A 20,592-nucleotide genomic window follows, 5' to 3' on the forward strand; every position below is an offset into this window, starting at 1 on the left:
GCTCCTTTTCTATATCAATTTTATAATGCTTTGTATAATACCATCCACATCTAAACCATAATTTTTATATAATATATCTACTCCTCCATGAGGAATAAATTCATCTTTAAAGCCTAAATTAATTACTTTAGTTTCCTTATGTAATGAGTTAACATACTCAAGTACCATAGAACCAAATCCACCCTCTATAATATTATCCTCTAGGGTAACTATACTCTTGCCACTATACACTAAATCTTTTAGTAAGGATCTATCTAAAGGTTTTACAAAGCTTGCATTTATTATTCCAACTTTTATGCCAGAATTTTTTAGTTTTTCCCTTACTAATACAGCCTGCTGAACCATTCTTCCAACAGCCACAAACATTATTTCACCTTCATCATATAATGTCTCCCATTTACCTTTTTTAAATTCTTTTAAAGGTTCTAAGGTAACATTTGGGTTATCTCCTCCCCTAGGATATCTTATAGCCATAGGTGAATCCTGACTTACAGCCCAATTTAACATATACTCCAATTCTGATACACATTTAGGCGCAACTATTGTCATATTAGGTATATGAGATAAATATGATAAATCAAAAACTCCTTGATGAGTTTCTCCATCTGCTCCAACAATTCCAGCTCTATCTATAGCCAAAATTACAGATAAATTCTGTATGCATACATCATGCAATATTTGATCATAAGCTCTTTGAAGAAAAGTAGAATATACTGCAAAAACAGGTTTTAACCCTTCTGTAGCCATACCTGCTGCTAAAGTAACTGCATGTTGTTCAGCTATGCCTACATCAAAAAATCTATTATTAAACTTTTCTGCAAATTCTCCAAGCCCAGTACCATCTTTCATAGCAGCTGTTATAGCTACTAACCTATCATCCTTTGATGCAATTTTTATCATAGCATCTCCAAAAGCTTTGGAATAAGTTAGACATTTGCTACCACATACTTCTCCACTTATATAATCAAAAGGTCCTATACCATGAAATTTTCCAGGATTTTTCTCCGCATATTTATATCCTTTACCTTTTTTTGTTACTACATGTATTAATACAGGCCCCTGTATTTCCTTTGCCATTGATAAAACCTTGCTTAACTGCTTAATATCATGACCATCTATTGGTCCTAAATATTTAATACCCATATTTTCAAAAAGCATTCCTGGAACCACCATTTGCTTTATTCCATTTTTAACCTTTTCCAAAGTCTTAGCCATACCTTTCCCAATATTAGGTATTTTCTTTAGCACAGAATCTACATCTTTCTTAAATTTATTATATCCAGGATCTACCCTTATTTTACTTAAATATGTAGATAGCCCCCCTACATTACTAGCGATAGACATTTGATTATCATTTAATATTATAATCATCTTTGACTTTTTATAGCCTACATCATTTAAAGCTTCTAAAGCCATACCACCAGTTAATGCTCCATCTCCTATAACTGCAACTACCTCGTAATCTTCTTTTTTTAAATCTCTAGCTCTAGCCATGCCTAGTGCAGCAGATATAGAAGTACTACTATGTCCTGTTTGAAAGTGATCAAACTGACTTTCACATTTTTTAGGGAAACCACTTAGTCCTCCAAATTTTTTTAAGGTATCAAATTTATTTTTTCTACCAGTAAGTATCTTATGTACATAGCTTTGATGACCAACATCCCACACCAATTTATCCTTTTTAAAATCAAATACATTGTAAAGGCTTATGGTCAATTCTACTACCCCTAGATTAGAAGATAAATGTCCTCCTGTTTTAGAAACTTTATCAATTAAAAACTCCCTTATTTCTCCTGAAAACATATCCAGCTCTTCTAGGGACATATCTTTTATTTCACTTATATCTTTATATTTATCTAGTATTTTGATCATATTCATCGTTCCTTTTTAATCAAGTATATTATCCTTGAAACTTTATCAATTATCAATTCGCTTTCGCTCATTGCAAAACTTTTTCCTAAGGCTTTACCTCCAATGGTGGCAGCTGCAACTAGTGCACCAATAAGCGCTGCTATTATTGTAGCATTAGCATTTTGAAAAGCTTCACTAACTTTACTTACAATTAAAGCGCCTATAGATCCACTCACAATACCGCATACATCCCCTATTACATCATTGCAAAAATTTGAAACCTTATCTGCATTTCTTATAAGCTTTACTGCTATTTTAGCTCCAGGAATCTTCTTTGCGGCTTTAGCATGAAAAGGGGTTTCATCTGCTGCTGTAACTGCTACTCCAATTATATCAAATATTATTCCAATAAATATTATAAAAATTAATATAATAAAAGCTACTAATATATTTACATTTCTTAGTAGCACATCAGAAAGAAGATTTACACTTCCAGATATTAATATTGTCCAAAAAATAATAGTTCTTACCCATTTTCTATTATTCTTTGATTTATTATCTTTTATTTCATTCTTTCTAGCCTTCTTATTATTGCTGTTAAAGTTATTATCCAAGTAATTATTCCCCCAAATGAAAAAATTCCTATAAGCTTCATATTGCGGCGTCATGTTGGTTCGCTTTGATGCTTATTTAGATATCTAAATTCTGCTTCTCACTTTACCACATTCCTAGCACTGGTCGCTTCTATGAATTTTTGGTTATTCATTTATAGTTAATATATAAGGAAAAGTGGCAATAATCTGAGTAAAACTTGCGGCTTAGGTCCAGTAGGATTTCCCACAGAATAACCAAAATGTCGCCATTTTGACGGTTTCCCTTTAATACTCCATCTACTTTGTCACCATAAGTAGGACTGGATTGCCACTTAGTCCGCACTGCAATCCTCAAAATATTTCTTTTAGGAACAGTCTAGGAGATTTCCTCAACAGTTAGGTATCCTTCTAGCCTCTTTTGCAATATAGGTTTCAGTAAGCAAAGCCTCTAAAATTTTGGCCAAATTTTAAAGGTGTTATCACCTCTCCCTATATCACTCAAGGCAGGCTACACTGCACATAGCTTTTACACCACAATACAGGTTTAATCCATTTCCGTGCAATAGGCGACTAACCTAAAACACAGATAACGGTCTCCACGAAAGTAGGGTCAGTTGTCGCATGCCATTGCGGCTGCCCCATCTTCCTTACTCCCAGCACCAACCCATGACTGGGCGTCATAAGCCAGCACAAGGAACTTCATCGATATGCCCTTTGACGGATTTTTAGCCCCGCCTTCAAAAGATACTTACCTGACTAGAATACTGCGCCACCTTTCCTTAAGTTTATACCAAATTTATATATATAACATTATTAATTAAATAGAATATTTCTTATATATTCAAAAATAGGTATAATTATTACACTAACATTTCTTAATTTTACAGTATGCAAATTATAAAGTCAATGTTCTAATAATCCCTTTTTAACAGAAATAATGTCAACTCCTGCAATTTAGAACCGTCTTTGTCTATATTATTTAAAAGCTCTATGCACTGCTCCGTTAATTTACAACACATGTCTTTACAATTATCTAATCCATATACACTAACAAATGTACTCTTATTATGTATTTCATCTTTTTTTATGGTCTTTCCTAGTTTTTTCTCATCACCAATTACATCTAAAATATCATCTTTAATCTGAAAGGCCAATCCTAATTTTTCTCCGAATTCATTTAAAATTTTTAAATCTGATTCATCTGCTCCTGCTAAAATCGCTCCAGAAAGTATAGCTCCTTTAATAAGCGCTCCTGTCTTATTTTTATGCATATATCTTAGTTCTTTCTCATCCATTTCCTTATTCTCACCTAAAATATCTACAACCTGGCCTGCTATCATTCCTTCTGAACCAGCACATTGACCAATTAAATGGCCTACTTTTAACCACCTTTTATCTTTATTTAAAGCTTCTTCAAATAAAATATTAAATGCCTCATTTAAAAGACCATCACCAGCAAGTATAGCTATAGCCTCTCCAAATACTTTATGATTTGTAGGCTTTCCACGTCTTAAATCATCGTTATCCATAGCAGGTAAATCATCATGTATAAGAGAATAAGTATGTATCATTTCTAAAGCACACGCTGCTGGAAGTGCTTCTTTATAATCCTTATTATACATTTTATATGTAAGAAGCATTAAAATAGGCCTTATTCTTTTTCCACCTATATTCACGCTATATCCCATAGCTTCATATATTTTTTTATTATAAGTACCCTTATCTTTAAAATATTCATATAGCCACTTTTCTATTTCACACTTTAATTCTTCCATTATCATCAAATCACCTCATTTAAAATGAAGAATTACTAGAATTATAATTGAAATTCTTTATCTCCCTTTTCCGTTAAAATCTTTATCTTTCCTTCTGCTTCATTTAAAATTTTATATAACTTATTAGAAATTTTTATTCCTTCTTCATACTTCTTCATAGAATCCTCTAAAGATAGTTCCCCACTATCCATTTCATTTACTATTTCTTCTAATCTTCCCATTAGATTTTCAAAACTTTCAGTTTTTTTCGGCATGGCACATCCCTCACTTTTCAGTGAAGAGTTAATAGTGAATAATGAAGAATACTGGATACTTTTACTTAATCTAAAATTTTTCGTAATGACAATGTAGAAAAATTGTCCTTTATTCTTCACTCTTCATTCTTCACTCTTCAATATACTAAATTTTCCTTCTCCATCTTTTAATATGATCTTAATATTTGTTTGTTCATTTAATTTACTAATTTCACTAACTACATTATTAAATTCATCCTGTATTACAGCATAACCTTTATTTAATATATTTAAAGGATTTTGAGCAGATAAAAGAGCATTTATTTTACTAAGCTTTTCTTTTCTTATATCTATTTGCCTATTAATTTTATAATTTAATATTTCATTTAGCCTATCTATCTTGTTATATTCATTAACAATAATTTTACCTGGACTATTTAACTCTAAATTTCTTCTAAATAACTGTGCTTTACTCAACTTATCCTTTAAATTGCTATTTATTGAATAGTTCAAATTTCTTTTATAATTTTCTATTTTATTTTGAATCTCATCCAAATTAAACACTGCAATTTCTGCTGCTGCAGAAGGTGTAGGTGCCCTTCTGTCAGAAACAAAATCTACTATAGTATAATCTATTTCATGTCCTACTCCAGTAATAATAGGTATTTTAGAATTATAAATAGTTCTTGCTAATTTTTCATCATTAAATGCCCATAATTCTTCTATGGAGCCCCCACCTCTTGCAACTATTATTACATCTACATCATTTCTTTTATTTAATTCTTTTATCCCATTTATTACTTCTTCACTTGCTCCTACTCCCTGAACAGCTGCAGGATATATTAAAATCTCACAATTTCTATTCCTTCTTTTGGTAACATTTATTATGTCCCTAATAGCTGCTCCAGTAGGCGAAGTCACTACACCTACCTTTTTTGCATATTTAGGTATAGTTTTTTTATGAGAGGGATCAAAAAGTCCCTCTTTTTCTAGCTTACCTTTTAACTTTTCAAAAGCTATGTACAATTCCCCTAAACCTTCTGGTTCTATTTCTTCACAATAAAGCTGATAAGACCCCTCTTTACTATATACTGATACCTTCCCCTTTATAACTACATTCATTCCATCTTCAGGAATGAATGTTAATTCTTTTGCATAACTTTTAAACATAACACAATTTATTTTACTAAAAGAATCTTTTAGAGAAAAATATATATGTCCCGAAGAATGAAGTTTAAAGTTAGAAATTTCTCCTTTAACTCCTGCATTACTTAAAATAAAGTCATTATCTATAACTTTTTTTATGTAATTATTTACATCTGAAACCGTTAGGGTTTTTATAAACATTATTTCAAAACCTCACATGTATTTTTTATAAGCATGATAGGTGTCATAGATCCAACTCCACCTGGTACCGGAGTTATAAAACTTGCCTTAGGCAACACTTTTTCGTAATCTACATCCCCTACCATTTTCCCATCTAATACAGAAAAGCCAACATCTATTACTACAGCTCCTTCTTTCACAAAGTCTTCTGTTATGAATCTTGGTTTTCCTATTGCAGAAACTAAAATATCTGCCTCTCTACATATTTTTTCTATATTCCTTGTCTTTGAGTGACATATAGTTACAGTAGCATCTTCATTTACTAAAAGCTGAGCTACAGGTTTTCCTACTATAGTACTTCTTCCTAACACTACTGCTTTCTTACCTGATATTTCTATGCCAGTACTTTTAATTAACTCTATAATACCTTGAGATGTACAAGGAGTAAAACATTTTTCTCCCTTATAAAATTTTCCTGCATTAATATCAGTTAAACCATCTACATCCTTTAAATGATTTATTCTACTTATAATTTTTTCTTCATCTAAGTATGAAGGTAATGGCATTTGCAATATTACTCCATCTATATTAGGGTCCACATTCAATTTATCTATAGCATCTAAAACACTTTTTTCTGGAACATTTTCTTCTAAAATTATGCTTTTAAATTCCACTCCAACTTCTGTGCATAATCTATGTTGGTTTCTTATATAAAAAAGTGACCCCTTATCGTTACCTATTAATATACTAGCAATGCATGGTGGTCTTAACCCATTTTCTAATCTATTCTGAATAAATTTCTTTAACTTTTCTTTATAACTTATAGCTACCTTTTTTCCATCAATAGGTACTCCCATTTAAGCTTTCACTCCTCTTACATTTCTTTCGCTATATTATCTAATACTGCATTTATAAAAGCTGGTGATTTATCTTCCCCATACTTTTTAGCTAATTCTATACCTTCATTTATAGAAACATTAGTTGGTATATCTTTTTCAAATAACATTTCATAAGTAGATAATCTTAAAATTGCTAAATCAACTTTAGCAAGTCTATTTATTTTCCAATTGCTAAGATATTTTTCTATTTTTTCATCAAGTTCCTTTTCATTTTCCTGTATACCCCTTAGTATTCTAAGTAAATAATCCATATCAACATCTTCTAAATCCAAACTTTCTGGATCCTTTTCTTTTTTAATCCCCATAAGCTCTGTTGCAGTTTCCTCTTCATTATTTATTTCCTTTAAATTATTTACTATATCTAAATAATTTTCTTTTTTAATCATCATTTCAAATAATAACTTCATTGTTACTTCCCTTGTTTTCTTTCTGTTCATTGTTACTCCTCCTAGTATATTTATTATATTTTAAATTATTGTCATATAATTCATAATTATACTAACTTATTTATAACATGGAAACACCCTCTGAAAACAGAGGGTGAAAAAAATTATTCTTCTATTTGTTCTATGTTATTATCCTCAGACTTAGGAATTAATACATTTTGTACATGTATATTTACTGCTGAAACTGTTAAACCAGTCATAGATTCTACTGCTCTTTTAACATTTTCCTGTACTTTAATAGCAACTTCAGGAATTCTTACTCCATATTCTATAACAACACTTAAATCTATTGTAGCACTATTTTCTCCAACAGTAACTTTAACTCCTTTTGATAGGTTCTTTTTACCTGTTAGTATTTGAGTAATACCTCCTACAGCACCAACACTCATACCAACTATTCCTTTAATTTCTGTAGTAGCAAGTCCTGCAATTACGCCAACTACTTCATCAGATATTTTAACAATGCCCATGTCCATTTCATTATTCATATTTTCTTCCATGTTCTCTACCCCCTAGTTTTCTCTTCTATCTTAGCAATTCTTCTGCACTAGTAAAAGGTTTATCTTTAGGTATATTATATCAAATACATCTTCCTTTTACAAATATTATTATTTATTTAGCTATAACTTCTACTTCTTTTATTTTTGTTTCATTCATTACCACACTTTGAATTTCCTTAAGCTGTTTGTCTGTTAACTTTTCCTTCGCTTTTACTATAACAGTAGCTTTATTTTCGTTCAAAGTACATACTACATCAGTATAACCTTTTGCTTGAAGATTTAATTCAATATTATTTTGATAGTTTACAGCCATAGCTAATACTGCATATTTTTCTGCTGTCTTATCCCTTTGCTGTTGAGATATGTTCTTATCTTCCATTACGCTTTTTAAATTCTGCAAAGTCTGTGCATTTTTATTATCCCTTACCATTTTTGATTCCACAAAATAATTGGATGTAGTATCATTCTTCTTGTTATCATTAGTTTTCATTGAAACAGTACTTTTCTCTCCATCGCCTTGAACATATAATGGATTATTAAGTCTCATAGCTAGCAACCCCATACATACTATAAGAGCTACTAAAGTAACAATAATACCAGCTTGTTTTTTATTCATAAAAAATTCCCCCTATCTTTCTTTCTACCAAATTATATGCTTTCATTTTTAAATATATACTATTTTTTCATAGGATAAACATTTACCTTGTTATCAGTTACGTCAAAAAGATTAGTCACTGCTTTTCTTATTCTGTATTCTATAACTTTGTCTTCAGCACCCTCTGCCACTATAAGTACTCCTGTCACTTTTGGTTTATTTTTTTTAACTATTAATGGTTGAGTTTTGTCCCCATTATTAGTTATCACTACAGTTGAACCATTATTCTTTTGTGTTGTTTGCCTTCTCCCCCCTTCATTATCTATTTCCTCTGTAGAGTTAACTGAATCATTAATATTTAATGCTGGAACTTGCTCTTCACCGCTAGCAAAGTAAATCATTACTTCAACTCTTCCTACCCCTTCTGTTTGCTGGAGTATGTTTTTTAGCTCGTATCTTAATTCTTTTTCACTTTCGCTTTCGTTTTCTGGCTTTTTCATTACCGCCTCTTCTGGTGTATTATTCTTATCACCACCAGAGATAGTTTCCTTTACAGAATTACTGGTAGTTTTAAAAAAACTTCCTGCTAGTAAAATCAATACACCCATAAGAAAAATTATTAATAAATTCATTACTGTTTTATTGTTTAATGTTTTTTTTGCATTATTACTTTTAAGTTTCTCAAAAATCTTTTTCAAATCCATGGTTTACCTCCTTTTATATCTTATAAATTGTTATTATGTTTTTTTGAACACCTAGTTCCTTACTTAAATATTCTTTAATATTATTAGAGAGTTGATCCTTTAATATATTATCTTCATTACCTTTCTCACTGCTGTTTACCTGTACCTTTTTAACCTTCTTAACTTTTTTATCCTTTATACCTACGTTTATGTTTTTTATATTAAACTTATTTTCTTTATCATCAAATTCTGCTTTTACATCAACAGTAGTATTCAAATCAGGAAACTTATCCTTAATTTTTTCCTCTATCATGCCTTTAAGATTTGCTTGGAAATTGTTTATAGTATTTTCTAAGGTTTTTCCCCTATACTCCTGTATAGTATTTTTATATTTTTCTTCATCCATAGCCTTGGATATATTGTTGCTATATACGTTAATATCAAAATTTTTATCAAAAATCTTAATTAACGGATTTATTAATACAGATATAAGTATTAATCCAAGAGCAAACTTTGAGTATTTCTTCAGACTATTATCTGGTAAAATCATTTCCACAGCAGTAATAAATAATACTATAGTACAGATATTTATTACCCAACCTTTTAAACTTTCTAGCATTTAATCACCCTCCTATAGCTATTTTCCCTGCTGCAGCAACTATTGATATCATTATAAAAAACATTACAGAGACACATATCAAGCAAGAAGTTATAAGAATAAGTGAATCCCCAGCTGAAGCTATACAATTTACAAGCCTTTTATCTCCAATAGGTTCTATTACAGCTGCTGTAAGTTTATATAATAGTGCAGTTATTAATATTTTTAAAACCGGCAAAATCATTATTAGTATAATAATCACTAATCCTACACTACTTAATGCATTTTTAAGAAGTAAGGAATACCCTGCCACAGTAGACACTGCATCGGAAAGGCATTTACCAACTATTGGTACAAAGTTATCTACAGCATATTTTGCAGTTTTAGCAACTACTTGGTCTATGGTTTTAGAGGATATTCCTCTAACCGTCATAATGCCTATAAATATTGTCATTAATATACCTTGTCCCCATAATGCTATTTGATTTAACAGTTTAGTCAACTTGTCTATTTTATATTCCTCAGTAATATTATTTACGAATTGTAATACAAAGGTCATTGATATTAGTGGTATTATTACATTAGCAAATATTTTTGCACTTATATTAATAGTCCCTATTATAATAGGATCCATTACTGCAGCCTCAGTTATTCCTCCAATAGTAGCAAGAAGCATTATAAGTATAGGAATTAACGCTAGCATAAAATCGGACATTTGCTTTATTGTTTGTCTTGCTAAATCTACTCCCATGTAAAAACTTTTGGCCATAATAATTATTATTAAAGAATAGCAAGCAAAATAAGCTATATTAGACAAATTTTCATTACTAAATGCCTTCTCTAAATTAGTTATTAAGGCACAAATAATAGCTATAATAATAAGTATTGACATAAGTTTAAGGGACAATGAAGTTTCTCTTAGCAAAAAAGAACCTATAGCTTTAGTAAATTTTTTTACAGAAAAATTGCCTTCTCCCTTTTTCATATAGTCTTTTACATAAGATCTTATGTCCATATCCTTTAATAATTCATGATCGCTTTTCATGTTAGTGATGTATTCATATAATTGTTGAACTTCTTTATTTTTGTCAACCTGCTCTGTGGTTGGAGATGCTTGTACATTGAACACAGTTGTAAAAATCATGGTGAGAACTGTTAATAAAATTACTATCCACTTTTTCATCTTTCTCTCCTACATTATCCTTAAGATTGACTGCAATACAGCCATAAGTATTGGTATAGCTAGTACAAGTATTAATATCTTCCCTGCAAACTCAACCTTTGAAGCAATACTTCCTTGTCCTGCATCTTTGCATATTTCACTACAGAATGAAGCTAAGTATGCAATACCTAATATTTTAAATACAGTTGTTAAATAAATAAAATCTATATTAGCTTTTAAAGCAAGCTGTTGCAGTAAATTCATAATGGATGTTATTTTAGTTATCATAAAAAGGAAAATCAAAATTCCAGCACATATACTGATTTGTATTGCTAATTCTTCTTTTTTACTATCTTTTACTATCATTACAATAAATAAAGAAGCAAAAGCAAAAGCTACTACTTTTACTATTTCCATGTCTTCCTCCTATAATTGGAACATAGTTTTAACTACATTAAACAGCTTGTTTACAAGATTTATTACCATCATTAATATTATTACTATACCTGCTAAATTTGTTATTACTGCATAATCATCATATCCGCTTGTCTTTAGTATCTTGTCAAGTATAATAATCAAAATACTTACAGCTCCTATTTTAAAAATTAAATTTACATCCAACATATTTCTTCTCCCCCTTTTAGATGAGCATAATTACAATCATAGTTCCTAAAGTGAAACCTAGGTATCTATACATCTTTACATTTTTTTTCATTAATATTTCAGCCTCTAATATTTGCTTTTTCAAATTTTCTAAAGTTAATACAAACATTCTTTTTTGCCCTTCAACATCAGATTCTCCTAAAGTTTTTCCAAGGTTTAAAATCACATTCATATCTTCTTTATTTACATCTAATGAATCTTTCATTTTCTTAAAGGCTTTTTTAAAACCATCATAAACACTATCCACTTCATTCAATTGCAACATATCTGATACGATTTTAAAGAATTCATTTAATGGATAACTGCTTTTTTGGTATATATTATAAAAAGCTTCTGGTAAAGGAGTGTGGGTATATATAATTTCATTTTGCAGTTGATGTATGCCCCTTTCCATTTCCTTTAGCTGATTAGTCCTTTTCTTAAATCTTTCACTTAATATGAAGCCTGTTGTTGTGGAAGAGGCTAAAACTAATAAACTGCCCATAATTTTCAACATACTAACCTTTTAGAATAACCTTATCATCTCTAAAACTATATATATATTCCACAGTACCTATACCATTTTTATTACTTAAAATAATAGCTTTCTTAAAAACTTTATTATCCATTATCTCTTTAAAAACAGCTCTTTCATAAAGATCCTCTATACCATAACCATGTATGGTAGTTATAAGACTAACCCCTGAATTCATAGCACCTATAATACTTTCCATATCTGATAAAGTACCTATTTCATCACACACTATTATATCCGGAGACATACTTCTTATGGCCATCATTATCCCTGAAGCTTTAGGACAACAATCTAAAACATCTGTCCTTATGCCTATATTTAATTGAGGAATGCCATTATAACATGCTGCTATTTCACTTCTTTCATCTATTACACAAACTTTTTTCCCTTTAAACCTAAATTCCTTTATTCCTTCAGATATATTTCTTGCTATATCTCTTAAAAGAGTTGTTTTACCACATTTTGGGGGAGAAATAATTATTGTATTTTCCATAATATTATTTTCAATAATATAAGGTATTATTTTATTAGAACATCCTATTACTTCCCTACATATCCTTATATTCATTGACGCCGTATCCTTTATTGTTTTAACTTCATTATTTTGAATAACACATCTCCCACATATACCTACCCTATGTCCACCTTTTATAGTTATATATCCTTGTTTAATTTCTTCATCATAGGCATAAATGGAATAGTTACTCATTCTTTGGATGATAATTTTGATTTCTTCTAAATTAGCAATATGATTAGTTATTATTTCATCGTCTCCATATTGAAGTATTATTGGCTTGTCTCCTCTAATTCTTATTTCTTGAAGATTATTCATGTCTTTTAAGTCAATAGATTTTTTAATACTATCTGGTAATATATTTAATATTTCTCTATCGTTTATCATCTTTTATTCTCCTTTCTTATTAAAAGGTATTTTAAATTCCATTAAAATATGACTGACTAAGAAAATTTTTTTAATTTTTCCAAACAAAAAAATCAGATTGATTTTTTATCAATCTGATTTTTCACTTATACTTATGTAACTAAATTTTATTCACAATCATCGCAATCATCACAACCACACCCACAACCTATATGAAGTGGAATGTCTTTATGACAATTTGGACAAATTATACTATCTTTTCCTTTTAAAATTCCAGTATCTATATATACTGTTTCACCACAATTATCACAAGTCATATCAATAAAGTCTTCGATATCTTCTTCATCAAAATCATCTTCGTCTTCATCATCATATAGATCTTCTTCTATTGAATTTAAATCTTCATCTAATTCATCTACATAATCCTGAAGATCATTTTGTGAATCTTTAATTTCTTCAATTTCTTCACCGATATCTTCCAATATACTAGCTATTTCTCTTATTATTCTTCCTTCTTTGCTTTCCTCATCAATCCCTAATCCATCGATTAATCCATTCAAATAAGCAACTTTTGATTTTAAAGTATCCATATTTTCACATCCTTTTTTTATTTAATAATAACGACATACATTACATGTATGTCGTTACAAAAATGTACACTTATTATATTATAACCTAAACTCTTTCCATATATTCGCCAGTTCTAGTATCTATTCTAATCATATCTCCTTCATTTACGAATAATGGAACTGGAACAACTGCTCCTGTTTCTACAGTAGCTGGCTTTAATACGTTTGTAGCAGTATTTCCTTTTGCACCTGGTTCTGTATGAGTTATTTGTAATTCAACAAAGTTTGGTGGTTCTACTGAGAATGCTTCTCCTTTGTAGAACTTTATTATAGCAAACATATTTTCCTTTAAGAACTTAATTGCATCTTCAACCTGTTCAAAATTTAATGGAATTTGTTCAAAAGTTTCTTGATCCATGAAGTAATATAACTGTCCATCAGAATATAAATACTGCATTTCTTTTCTTTCAATTACAGCTTCTTGGAATTTAGCTGTTGGGTTAAATGTTGTTTCAGTAACTCCACCAGACATAACATTCTTTAATTTTACTCTTACGAAAGCTGCACCTTTACCAGGTTTTACGTGTAAAAAATCCACAACTGTGAAAACTTGTCCATCTAATTCAAAAGTAGTTCCTTTTCTTATATCTCCTGCTGATATCATTTTTAAGAATCCCTCCAAAACTATTAATTCATTTATATTATAACCTTATCAGGTAAGTTAATACTTATTAATTTATATAAATATCATATTTTTTGGTGACTTTGAAAGTACTTCACAACCACTTTCAGTGATAAGAATTAAGTCCTCAATTCGTACTCCAAATTCATTTGGTAGATAGATCCCCGGTTCATCTGTAACTATCATACCTGGCTTTAATATTGTGTTTCCCATAGGACTTACTCTTGGATTTTCATGTATTTCTCTTCCTACACCATGACCAAGTCCATGACCAAAGTAATCACCATAACCATTTTTCTTAATAACATCTCTTGCTACTTTATCAACTTCTGCCCCTGTTATACCAGGTTTATAAGCTTTCAAAGCCTCTTCTTGAGCTTTTAAAACTACATTATATACTTCTGTCATTTTTTCTGTTGCATTTCCCATAACTATAGTTCGGGTCATATCGGAACAATAATCATTATACACACAACCAAAATCTAGGGTCAAGAAATCTCCCATTCTTATTACCTTATCTGTTGGCTGTCCATGTGGTAATGATGATCTTTCACCTGATGCTACTATAGAAGGAAAAGATAATCCACTAGCTCCAAATCTTTTTAACCAGTATTCTAATTCTACTCCAACTTCTCTCTCACACATACCAGGTTTTACAAATTGTAATATTTTTATAAAAGCTTCATCTGCAATAGCCGCTGCTTTTTTTATTGCTGCTACTTCATCACTATCTTTTATTATTCTTAGTTCCTCTACCATGCCTTCCATAGGAACTAGTTCGCAATTTAATTTATCTTTATATGTAATATATTTATCAAATGTAAGTATATTTTCTTCAAAACCAAGAGTCTTTATTCTTAGTTCTTCTACTACATCTTTTAAAAACTCTTCAATTTTTCCCTTGTATTGTTTAACTTCCAAGCCTTTTACCTGTGCCATGGCTTGCTCTGTATATCTTGAATCTGTTATAAATACAGCTCTATCTAAACCTATGACAGCAAAACTTTCATCTCCAGTAAAACCACTTATATAGTTTCTATTTGGGTCTCCTACAAGTAAAACTCCGTTTAAACCCTTTTCTTTCATTTTTTCTCTTAACTTCTCTATTCTATTTTGAAACATGTTTTCACCCCCAGATGTATATTTACTGCTGAACAATGATATTTTATCAAAACTTGTGATTATTTGCAAATAATATTGCATAATTATTTCATTTTATTATTTTTTATATTTCATAATACTATTAATTATATAATCACCAATTGCCTCAATAGATTTATTATAATTATCTATTTTTATATGAGCCTTATTATATATTGGTAACCTTTTTTTGTACAGTTCTATCAATTTTTCTTTTATATTATTTTGTAATAATGGTCTGTCATTGGATATCTCATTTCTAGTAATCAATATTTCCAAAGGTACATCTAAAAATATAGTTATTCCTGCATTATTTAATTTATCTATATTATTATAAAATGCAGGCAACCCTCCTCCGGTAGATATTACTCTTTTATCCATACACATGATATCATCCACAATTCTTTTTTCCAATTGCCTGAAATATTCTTCCCCCTTACATTTAAAAATTTCTTTTATAGTCATATTCTCATTATGTATTATACTCTCATCTGTATCCATAAAAGAATAGTTTAATTTTTGACTTAAAATTTTTCCTATAGCAGTTTTACCGGAACCTGGCATACCAATTAAAATTATATTTATATTATCCCTCCCCATCAAGTGATTCTTAGCTTTAGATGAAATTTTCTTAACACCAAATAAAATTCATAAACCTAATCTCAATCTTCCTACAACATTGTTTATGTCATCGCTATTCTTTTTTAAACTTAAAAATATTATCTCCTTAAATCTATTATTATATTTGATGCTATTTATAAAACTAAAAAAAGAAGTTATACTACCTTTAAAGGTTAATTCAACATCTATATTATTATTTTTATCTTTATCAATATTAACTATACTAAAATTTTTATTTTCTTCTACAAGTTCTATAATATCACTATATGTATACTTTTTCACTTTTTTTTCAGATAAATTTCTATACTTTTTCTGAATTTTTTTATTAACAGATATTTGTTTTTTTATGTTATCATAGACTTTATAATTAAAAACAACAGATATTAGTAATATGCATAAAGTTAATACAATTAACAATTTATAGTTATTATCTTGCATTTAGTGCTACACCTACTTTGTAATAATAATTATCCCCTTTTTTTTCAGGTCCTTTCAGATTCACCACTGTAAAATTATTCTTTTGTTCCAAATTTATTATGCTTTGCTTACACTCCTTAATACTACTACCAATACCATCTATATATAATGTATTATTTCTTAAAGTTATAAAATAGAAATTATTATTATCCTTTGTTATTTCCCATAAATCTTCTATATTTTTTTTAATTATTTTATTATTTTCTTTTAAACACATATCTTGAACTTTTGCGTCAAATGTTTTCTCCTCCCTTTTTAAATTATTTAATCTATTCATATTAGCTTTTAGAATACATATCGAAAAAAGTAGTAAAGCCAATGCTATAAAAAATATTAATTTAAATATTTTTTTCTTTCTTTCTAAATTTTCTTCCATAAAACTATAGGGAATAAAATTAGTATTACTCATAATATTATCCTCCCATATAAATGAACTTCTTGATTATATCATCTCTACCAACAGATCCTAAATCTTTACACTCATAATACTTTGTACTTTCTTTTATCAAATCTTTATTTTTAAAATTCACAAAATATACTGCATTTAAATTCTGTTCTCCCATCTTTCTACTGCTGTGTTCTATAAAATCTTTTAAATATTTAATAAATGTGTTTTCATCATAATTATTTATTATATTATTACAAATTAGTTTATTATCCTTGCAAGCTATAAGATATGTTTTATAATTATGAATAAAAGTAAATATAAATTGTTTTTCTTTAAAACTTTTCATAAAAAAATTTAAAAAACAAAATTGTATTAGCCATACTCCCTTAACACTATTTTTATTAAATTCAATATTCTTAAGCATATCAATTTCTTTCCAATTCAAACAAAAAACTAATACCTCTATGCTCTTCTCTCCTTCTTTGTAAATACTATAAGAATAAATAAGATTATCTATATCCTTAAAATAATATTCAATTTCTCCCCTAATAACCTTATCCAGATAAGACTTTTTCACCTTAGGTATAGTTATTAACTTAACAAAAACCTTTTCTCCATTTAAAATAAAATGTATATTTCTTTTCTGAATATTTACTTTTAAATTTTTCAATTCATTTCTATCACCAATAATTTTTCTTTCCATACCTTCTTTAATATTTTTCCTTAACAACTTTCTGCCACCATAATCATTTAGATATATGTACTCATCATCTATCTCTATTACACTATTTCTTTTAAACAATTATTTTCCTCCTCAAGATTTATATTACTTATTTTAAATTAGATGTGTCCCTTATGTAATTAATAATAAATTTATTATTATTAATCCTCATGCATTGTAGTGTCAATATATAAAAGGAAATAACAACGCAAATAGTACCAACTAATAAGGTATATATAAGAATAAATCCTCTTTTTTTCTTATTCCAAAACATCGCTCATATTCCCTTCCATATTTTGTTTTTATTTTTACATATACAGTATTACAGACGCCTTCCACTAGAAAACTTTTAACATCATACATTATAGTATTACTATATTTTGAATTGCTTTTATTGTAAGAAATCACTAGCTTTCCATTCTTTAATTTTATATAATTACTTTTATCCTTATTATTAACCTTTATTTCATTTACATCTTTATTATTCTTAAATATATCAATGCTTTCTGCTGCATCTAATTGTTGCTCAATAAAAATAAATGCTTGATCTACATAAAATTCTTCCATGATATGATTACTTTCTTTCCTATATAAATTTAAATATATTATTAAACTTCTTATTCCTGCTAATGATATAATTGAAATTATACTTATAGATATTAAAATTTCTATTAAAGAAAATCCTTTTTTCATTGTTCAAAATCCTTATCAAAATCACACTCAATATATTTATCATCCGATATTTTTAAAAGGATATTTACATTATATCGCTTATGTTTATCTTCTACTTTCTCCACATTTACATGAATATATGGCTCTTCTTTTGGATTACTCTTAGATAAAATTTCTTTCAAATGCTTTTTCCTTAAATTTTCCATATTAATATTTTCCTTATGGATAAATTTTTCTTCACCTTGTTTTATATAAAATAATTCCTCCTCTTTTAAGTTATATGCTATATTATTTTTTAATCCTTCAATAAAATAAGCATATTCCCTTAAATTTTCATTATATAATTTTAATTTACAAGAAACTATAATTACACTAACAGCAGTTATGGCCATTAAAGAAAATAAAGTCATACTACATAATACTTCAATTATTGTAAATGCCTTTTTATTTAATTTCCACATGGGCTGTTCCCACTGATATAGTAATTTCATGTACTTTTCCTTTCCTATCCTTATAAGCTATAGTGCAAGCATCTCCAGTTATTCCTTTTTCATTTATACCTATTTCTCTTTTACTATTCCCGGCTTTTGTAAATACAAATTTTGTGGGCAAGTCGTATTTATTTATCCTTATACCACTACAATAAAATATAATACTCTTATCATTATTTAAAAAGCATATTTTGCCAGATATTTTTTTCTCTCTACAATATTGCTTTCCATTATTTATAAAATTAATTATAGATTGATCACATAATGTATAATCTAAATTATTCGTTATATTAGAAAATCCATTAATATTTAAAGTTATAAATGCTGCTGATATAGATAATAGTCCCATATATACTAATAATTCTATAATAGTAAACCCTTTCATTAATTTACTATATCTATCTTTATATATTTTGTTCTGAATTATTTTCTGTAAATTTTTCATTTGATAAATTATATCCATCCTTATTTATGGTCATCTCATGTTTAGTTCCTTCTATAGTAAATGTTATTGTGGCTTCATCATCCTTAGCCGTTGATACTGTAATAATATTATCATTTTCACCATCACTAAAGCTTATTAAATTATTTATGTCTCCTTGTATACTTCCTTTGATGAATTTCCCTCCATTATCTGCATAACTTGCCATAGCAGCCATATATATTTGCCTTGCATAATTATCTACTTTTAATTTTTGTGCTTTTCCCCTATAACCATTTAGTTTGGGAATTAACAATCCCATAAGAACTAAAATTATAGACATTACAGTTATTAATTCTATTATTGTAAAACCTTTTTTTATAGAATATTTTTTCATAATACTCCCTCCATATAATAAATATAAATGCTTAATTATATAGCCAAGGAATCCATTAAACTTAACATGGGCATAAGTATAGATATTGTTATAACTCCAACCAAAATAGATATTATTACAATAATTATAGGTTCTATATACTTAACACATTTTTCGATGCATTCTAATACATCTTCTTTATACCTTTCGGAAATTCTTGAAAATATATCCTGTAAATTTCCTTCCTCTTCTCCAATAGCTATTATAGAATTAACGCTTTCACTAAATAAATCTGATTTTTTAAAAGCTTTACTTAAACATTGACCTTTAAGAATAGAATTTCTTACTTCTTCTATTTTCTTTAAAATCAATTTGTTCTTTATTAACATGCTTGACTTTTCTATAGAATCTAAAATACTCATACCTGAACTAAAGGTAATACCCATAGCCATGAACAACCTAGATATTTGTATTTTTTTATATACCTTCCCCAAATAGGGTATATTAATTAAAATATTATGAATTTTTTTCCATTCTCCACTAGTCTTATAGCAGTATAAAAGATACAAATTTAGCCCTAATAATATAAAAGCAATATAATGCTTTCCGCTATTTGCATACTTCACAAATGAAAACATAGCTTTTGATAATGATGAAACTGGAATTTTAAAAGATTCTATCAATTGAATGAATTTTGGTAGGATATTAAATATTAGAAAACTTATTATGGATATTGCTACACATAAAACTATAATAGGATATGATAAAGATTTTTTTAATTCCTTACTTATTTCTTCGCCATATTTGTAGTAACTAGATAACTTTTTTAAAATCTTAGGTAATTCTCCACTTTCCTCTCCTATTCTTATCATTTCTATCAAAAATGTTGGATATATAAAACTATATTTATTAATGACAAAATGTAATGTTTGACCTAAATAAAGGCCTTCTTTTATACTTTTTAAACTGCTTTTAACTATAACATCTTTAAAGTAATCTTGTAAGAGATCTATTGAATTAGGTAAGCTTACACCAGATTCCAGCAAAATTGATAATTCATAGCAAAACACATATAAATCCTTATATGATAATTTATTGTTTATAAAAAATCCATTAATTAAATTTTTCTTTTTTATGTTAATAAGATAAAAACCTTTAGTCCGAAGACTATATTTAAGTTCACAAATATTATCTCCACAATATATTCCCTTTATCTTTTTTTCTTTTCCATCAATAGCCTTATAAAAATATATACTTCATCACCTCCTAAAAAAGGATTGATACGCAACTTTTTAGAGTACAAATGACAGAGTATA

The 20,592-nt window shown here is 28.3% G+C and carries 28 protein-coding genes; all 28 read right to left on the minus strand.

Annotation, left to right across the window (positions count from 1 at the left end):
* Window positions 1-9: 9 nt before the first annotated feature.
* Window positions 10-1,872, minus strand: a complete 1,863-nt coding sequence (dxs, locus tag T514_RS0110100) for a 1-deoxy-D-xylulose-5-phosphate synthase (RefSeq protein ID WP_034868800.1) — start codon at window positions 1,870-1,872, stop codon at window positions 10-12.
* 2 nt (window positions 1,873-1,874) lie between these two features.
* A complete protein-coding gene (locus tag T514_RS0110105) occupies window positions 1,875-2,465 on the minus strand; it encodes a hypothetical protein (RefSeq protein ID WP_242850587.1) in 591 nt (196 codons plus the stop codon).
* A gap of 890 nt (window positions 2,466-3,355) precedes the next feature.
* Complete coding sequence (locus T514_RS0110115; RefSeq protein ID WP_034868801.1) at window positions 3,356-4,225, minus strand: polyprenyl synthetase family protein; 870 nt, start codon at window positions 4,223-4,225, stop codon at window positions 3,356-3,358.
* Between the two features lie 35 nt (window positions 4,226-4,260).
* Window positions 4,261-4,473, minus strand: a complete 213-nt coding sequence (locus tag T514_RS0110120) for an exodeoxyribonuclease VII small subunit (RefSeq protein WP_027624671.1) — start codon at window positions 4,471-4,473, stop codon at window positions 4,261-4,263.
* 123 nt (window positions 4,474-4,596) lie between these two features.
* Window positions 4,597-5,799 (minus strand): exodeoxyribonuclease VII large subunit, encoded by a 1,203-nt coding sequence (gene xseA / locus T514_RS0110125; protein WP_027624672.1) that lies wholly within the window; start codon window positions 5,797-5,799, stop codon window positions 4,597-4,599.
* Window positions 5,799-6,635, minus strand: a complete 837-nt coding sequence (locus T514_RS0110130) for a tetrahydrofolate dehydrogenase/cyclohydrolase catalytic domain-containing protein (protein WP_027624673.1) — start codon at window positions 6,633-6,635, stop codon at window positions 5,799-5,801. Before T514_RS0110130 ends, xseA begins: the two co-directional genes overlap by 1 nt.
* Window positions 6,636-6,652: 17 nt before the next feature.
* Complete coding sequence (gene nusB, locus T514_RS0110135) at window positions 6,653-7,114, minus strand: transcription antitermination factor NusB (RefSeq protein ID WP_027624674.1); 462 nt, start codon at window positions 7,112-7,114, stop codon at window positions 6,653-6,655.
* Window positions 7,115-7,227: 113 nt separating this feature from the next.
* Complete coding sequence (locus T514_RS0110140) at window positions 7,228-7,623, minus strand: Asp23/Gls24 family envelope stress response protein (RefSeq protein ID WP_027624675.1); 396 nt, start codon at window positions 7,621-7,623, stop codon at window positions 7,228-7,230.
* 112 nt (window positions 7,624-7,735) lie between these two features.
* Window positions 7,736-8,239 carry a SpoIIIAH-like family protein gene (locus T514_RS0110145; protein ID WP_027624676.1) on the minus strand — a complete coding sequence of 168 codons (504 nt, stop codon included), beginning with the start codon at window positions 8,237-8,239 and terminating at the stop codon, window positions 7,736-7,738.
* 59 nt (window positions 8,240-8,298) lie between these two features.
* On the minus strand, window positions 8,299-8,922 hold the full coding sequence (gene spoIIIAG / locus T514_RS0110150; protein WP_027624677.1) for a stage III sporulation protein AG: 624 nt from the start codon (window positions 8,920-8,922) through the stop codon (window positions 8,299-8,301).
* 13 nt (window positions 8,923-8,935) lie between these two features.
* Window positions 8,936-9,520, minus strand: coding sequence for a stage III sporulation protein AF (gene spoIIIAF, locus T514_RS0110155; RefSeq protein WP_027624678.1), 585 nt, complete (start codon window positions 9,518-9,520; stop codon window positions 8,936-8,938).
* Between the two features lie 4 nt (window positions 9,521-9,524).
* Entirely contained in the window at window positions 9,525-10,682 is a 1,158-nt protein-coding gene (gene spoIIIAE / locus T514_RS0110160) for a stage III sporulation protein AE (RefSeq protein ID WP_027624679.1), read from the minus strand.
* Between the two features lie 9 nt (window positions 10,683-10,691).
* Window positions 10,692-11,078: a stage III sporulation protein AD gene (gene spoIIIAD, locus T514_RS0110165; protein ID WP_027624680.1), complete on the minus strand. Its 387-nt coding sequence runs from the start codon at window positions 11,076-11,078 to the stop codon at window positions 10,692-10,694.
* A 9-nt stretch (window positions 11,079-11,087) separates the two neighbouring features.
* Complete coding sequence (spoIIIAC, locus tag T514_RS0110170; protein ID WP_027624681.1) at window positions 11,088-11,285, minus strand: stage III sporulation protein AC; 198 nt, start codon at window positions 11,283-11,285, stop codon at window positions 11,088-11,090.
* A 16-nt stretch (window positions 11,286-11,301) separates the two neighbouring features.
* Window positions 11,302-11,820 carry a stage III sporulation protein SpoIIIAB gene (gene spoIIIAB / locus T514_RS0110175; protein WP_027624682.1) on the minus strand — a complete coding sequence of 173 codons (519 nt, stop codon included), beginning with the start codon at window positions 11,818-11,820 and terminating at the stop codon, window positions 11,302-11,304.
* 1 nt (window position 11,821) lies between these two features.
* The gene (gene spoIIIAA / locus T514_RS0110180) at window positions 11,822-12,739 is read right to left on the minus strand and encodes a stage III sporulation protein AA (protein ID WP_034868808.1); all 918 of its coding nucleotides are present in this window, start codon (window positions 12,737-12,739) and stop codon (window positions 11,822-11,824) included.
* A gap of 146 nt (window positions 12,740-12,885) precedes the next feature.
* Complete coding sequence (locus T514_RS0110185; protein WP_027624684.1) at window positions 12,886-13,308, minus strand: CD1247 N-terminal domain-containing protein; 423 nt, start codon at window positions 13,306-13,308, stop codon at window positions 12,886-12,888.
* An 85-nt stretch (window positions 13,309-13,393) separates the two neighbouring features.
* Window positions 13,394-13,951, minus strand: a complete 558-nt coding sequence (gene efp, locus T514_RS0110190; RefSeq protein ID WP_027624685.1) for an elongation factor P — start codon at window positions 13,949-13,951, stop codon at window positions 13,394-13,396.
* Between the two features lie 72 nt (window positions 13,952-14,023).
* A complete protein-coding gene (locus T514_RS0110195) occupies window positions 14,024-15,091 on the minus strand; it encodes a M24 family metallopeptidase (RefSeq protein WP_027624686.1) in 1,068 nt (355 codons plus the stop codon).
* Between the two features lie 96 nt (window positions 15,092-15,187).
* Entirely contained in the window at window positions 15,188-15,709 is a 522-nt protein-coding gene (locus tag T514_RS0110200; protein ID WP_027624687.1) for a shikimate kinase, read from the minus strand.
* 48 nt (window positions 15,710-15,757) lie between these two features.
* Window positions 15,758-16,168 carry a hypothetical protein gene (locus T514_RS0110205; protein WP_027624688.1) on the minus strand — a complete coding sequence of 137 codons (411 nt, stop codon included), beginning with the start codon at window positions 16,166-16,168 and terminating at the stop codon, window positions 15,758-15,760.
* A complete protein-coding gene (locus tag T514_RS0110210) occupies window positions 16,158-16,616 on the minus strand; it encodes a hypothetical protein (protein WP_027624689.1) in 459 nt (152 codons plus the stop codon). The genes T514_RS0110205 and T514_RS0110210 overlap by 11 nt, the downstream gene beginning before the upstream one ends.
* A 4-nt stretch (window positions 16,617-16,620) precedes the next feature.
* The gene (locus T514_RS0110215; protein WP_027624690.1) at window positions 16,621-17,397 is read right to left on the minus strand and encodes a hypothetical protein; all 777 of its coding nucleotides are present in this window, start codon (window positions 17,395-17,397) and stop codon (window positions 16,621-16,623) included.
* Between the two features lie 141 nt (window positions 17,398-17,538).
* Window positions 17,539-18,009: a prepilin-type N-terminal cleavage/methylation domain-containing protein gene (locus tag T514_RS0110220; RefSeq protein WP_027624691.1), complete on the minus strand. Its 471-nt coding sequence runs from the start codon at window positions 18,007-18,009 to the stop codon at window positions 17,539-17,541.
* Entirely contained in the window at window positions 18,006-18,449 is a 444-nt protein-coding gene (locus T514_RS0110225) for a prepilin-type N-terminal cleavage/methylation domain-containing protein (protein WP_027624692.1), read from the minus strand. The genes T514_RS0110220 and T514_RS0110225 overlap by 4 nt, the downstream gene beginning before the upstream one ends.
* A complete protein-coding gene (locus T514_RS0110230) occupies window positions 18,433-18,924 on the minus strand; it encodes a type II secretion system protein (protein WP_051541991.1) in 492 nt (163 codons plus the stop codon). The genes T514_RS0110225 and T514_RS0110230 overlap by 17 nt, the downstream gene beginning before the upstream one ends.
* Window positions 18,884-19,297: a type II secretion system protein gene (locus tag T514_RS25690; RefSeq protein WP_051541992.1), complete on the minus strand. Its 414-nt coding sequence runs from the start codon at window positions 19,295-19,297 to the stop codon at window positions 18,884-18,886. The genes T514_RS0110230 and T514_RS25690 overlap by 41 nt, the downstream gene beginning before the upstream one ends.
* A 35-nt stretch (window positions 19,298-19,332) precedes the next feature.
* Window positions 19,333-20,346 (minus strand): type II secretion system F family protein, encoded by a 1,014-nt coding sequence (locus T514_RS0110240; RefSeq protein WP_027624694.1) that lies wholly within the window; start codon window positions 20,344-20,346, stop codon window positions 19,333-19,335.
* Window positions 20,347-20,592: the final 246 nt, after the last annotated feature.

Origin of the sequence: Clostridium lundense DSM 17049 (genome assembly GCF_000619945.1) — a bacterium.
Classification (GTDB): domain Bacteria; phylum Bacillota; class Clostridia; order Clostridiales; family Clostridiaceae; genus Clostridium_AO; species Clostridium_AO lundense.

Excerpts from the sequence above, each read along its gene's own strand:
- dxs (WP_034868800.1), bottom strand. The coding sequence starts at position 1,872 with ATGATCAAAATACTAGATAAATATAAAGATATAAGTGAAATAAAAGAT.
- T514_RS0110115 (WP_034868801.1), bottom strand. The coding sequence starts at position 4,225 with ATGATAATGGAAGAATTAAAGTGTGAAATAGAAAAGTGGCTATATGAA.
- T514_RS0110120 (WP_027624671.1), bottom strand. The coding sequence starts at position 4,473 with ATGCCGAAAAAAACTGAAAGTTTTGAAAATCTAATGGGAAGATTAGAA.
- xseA (WP_027624672.1), bottom strand. The coding sequence starts at position 5,799 with ATGTTTATAAAAACCCTAACGGTTTCAGATGTAAATAATTACATAAAA.
- T514_RS0110130 (WP_027624673.1), bottom strand. The coding sequence starts at position 6,635 with ATGGGAGTACCTATTGATGGAAAAAAGGTAGCTATAAGTTATAAAGAA.
- nusB (WP_027624674.1), bottom strand. The coding sequence starts at position 7,114 with ATGAACAGAAAGAAAACAAGGGAAGTAACAATGAAGTTATTATTTGAA.
- T514_RS0110140 (WP_027624675.1), bottom strand. The coding sequence starts at position 7,623 with ATGGAAGAAAATATGAATAATGAAATGGACATGGGCATTGTTAAAATA.
- T514_RS0110145 (WP_027624676.1), bottom strand. The coding sequence starts at position 8,239 with ATGAATAAAAAACAAGCTGGTATTATTGTTACTTTAGTAGCTCTTATA.
- spoIIIAG (WP_027624677.1), bottom strand. The coding sequence starts at position 8,922 with ATGGATTTGAAAAAGATTTTTGAGAAACTTAAAAGTAATAATGCAAAA.
- spoIIIAF (WP_027624678.1), bottom strand. The coding sequence starts at position 9,520 with ATGCTAGAAAGTTTAAAAGGTTGGGTAATAAATATCTGTACTATAGTA.
- spoIIIAE (WP_027624679.1), bottom strand. The coding sequence starts at position 10,682 with ATGAAAAAGTGGATAGTAATTTTATTAACAGTTCTCACCATGATTTTT.
- spoIIIAD (WP_027624680.1), bottom strand. The coding sequence starts at position 11,078 with ATGGAAATAGTAAAAGTAGTAGCTTTTGCTTTTGCTTCTTTATTTATT.
- spoIIIAC (WP_027624681.1), bottom strand. The coding sequence starts at position 11,285 with ATGTTGGATGTAAATTTAATTTTTAAAATAGGAGCTGTAAGTATTTTG.
- spoIIIAB (WP_027624682.1), bottom strand. The coding sequence starts at position 11,820 with ATGTTGAAAATTATGGGCAGTTTATTAGTTTTAGCCTCTTCCACAACA.
- spoIIIAA (WP_034868808.1), bottom strand. The coding sequence starts at position 12,739 with ATGATAAACGATAGAGAAATATTAAATATATTACCAGATAGTATTAAA.
- T514_RS0110185 (WP_027624684.1), bottom strand. The coding sequence starts at position 13,308 with ATGGATACTTTAAAATCAAAAGTTGCTTATTTGAATGGATTAATCGAT.
- efp (WP_027624685.1), bottom strand. The coding sequence starts at position 13,951 with ATGATATCAGCAGGAGATATAAGAAAAGGAACTACTTTTGAATTAGAT.
- T514_RS0110195 (WP_027624686.1), bottom strand. The coding sequence starts at position 15,091 with ATGTTTCAAAATAGAATAGAGAAGTTAAGAGAAAAAATGAAAGAAAAG.
- T514_RS0110200 (WP_027624687.1), bottom strand. The coding sequence starts at position 15,709 with ATGGGGAGGGATAATATAAATATAATTTTAATTGGTATGCCAGGTTCC.
- T514_RS0110205 (WP_027624688.1), bottom strand. The coding sequence starts at position 16,168 with ATGCAAGATAATAACTATAAATTGTTAATTGTATTAACTTTATGCATA.
- T514_RS0110210 (WP_027624689.1), bottom strand. The coding sequence starts at position 16,616 with ATGAGTAATACTAATTTTATTCCCTATAGTTTTATGGAAGAAAATTTA.
- T514_RS0110220 (WP_027624691.1), bottom strand. The coding sequence starts at position 18,009 with ATGAAAAAAGGATTTTCTTTAATAGAAATTTTAATATCTATAAGTATA.
- T514_RS0110225 (WP_027624692.1), bottom strand. The coding sequence starts at position 18,449 with ATGTGGAAATTAAATAAAAAGGCATTTACAATAATTGAAGTATTATGT.
- T514_RS0110230 (WP_051541991.1), bottom strand. The coding sequence starts at position 18,924 with ATGAAAAATTTACAGAAAATAATTCAGAACAAAATATATAAAGATAGA.
- T514_RS25690 (WP_051541992.1), bottom strand. The coding sequence starts at position 19,297 with ATGAAAAAATATTCTATAAAAAAAGGTTTTACAATAATAGAATTAATA.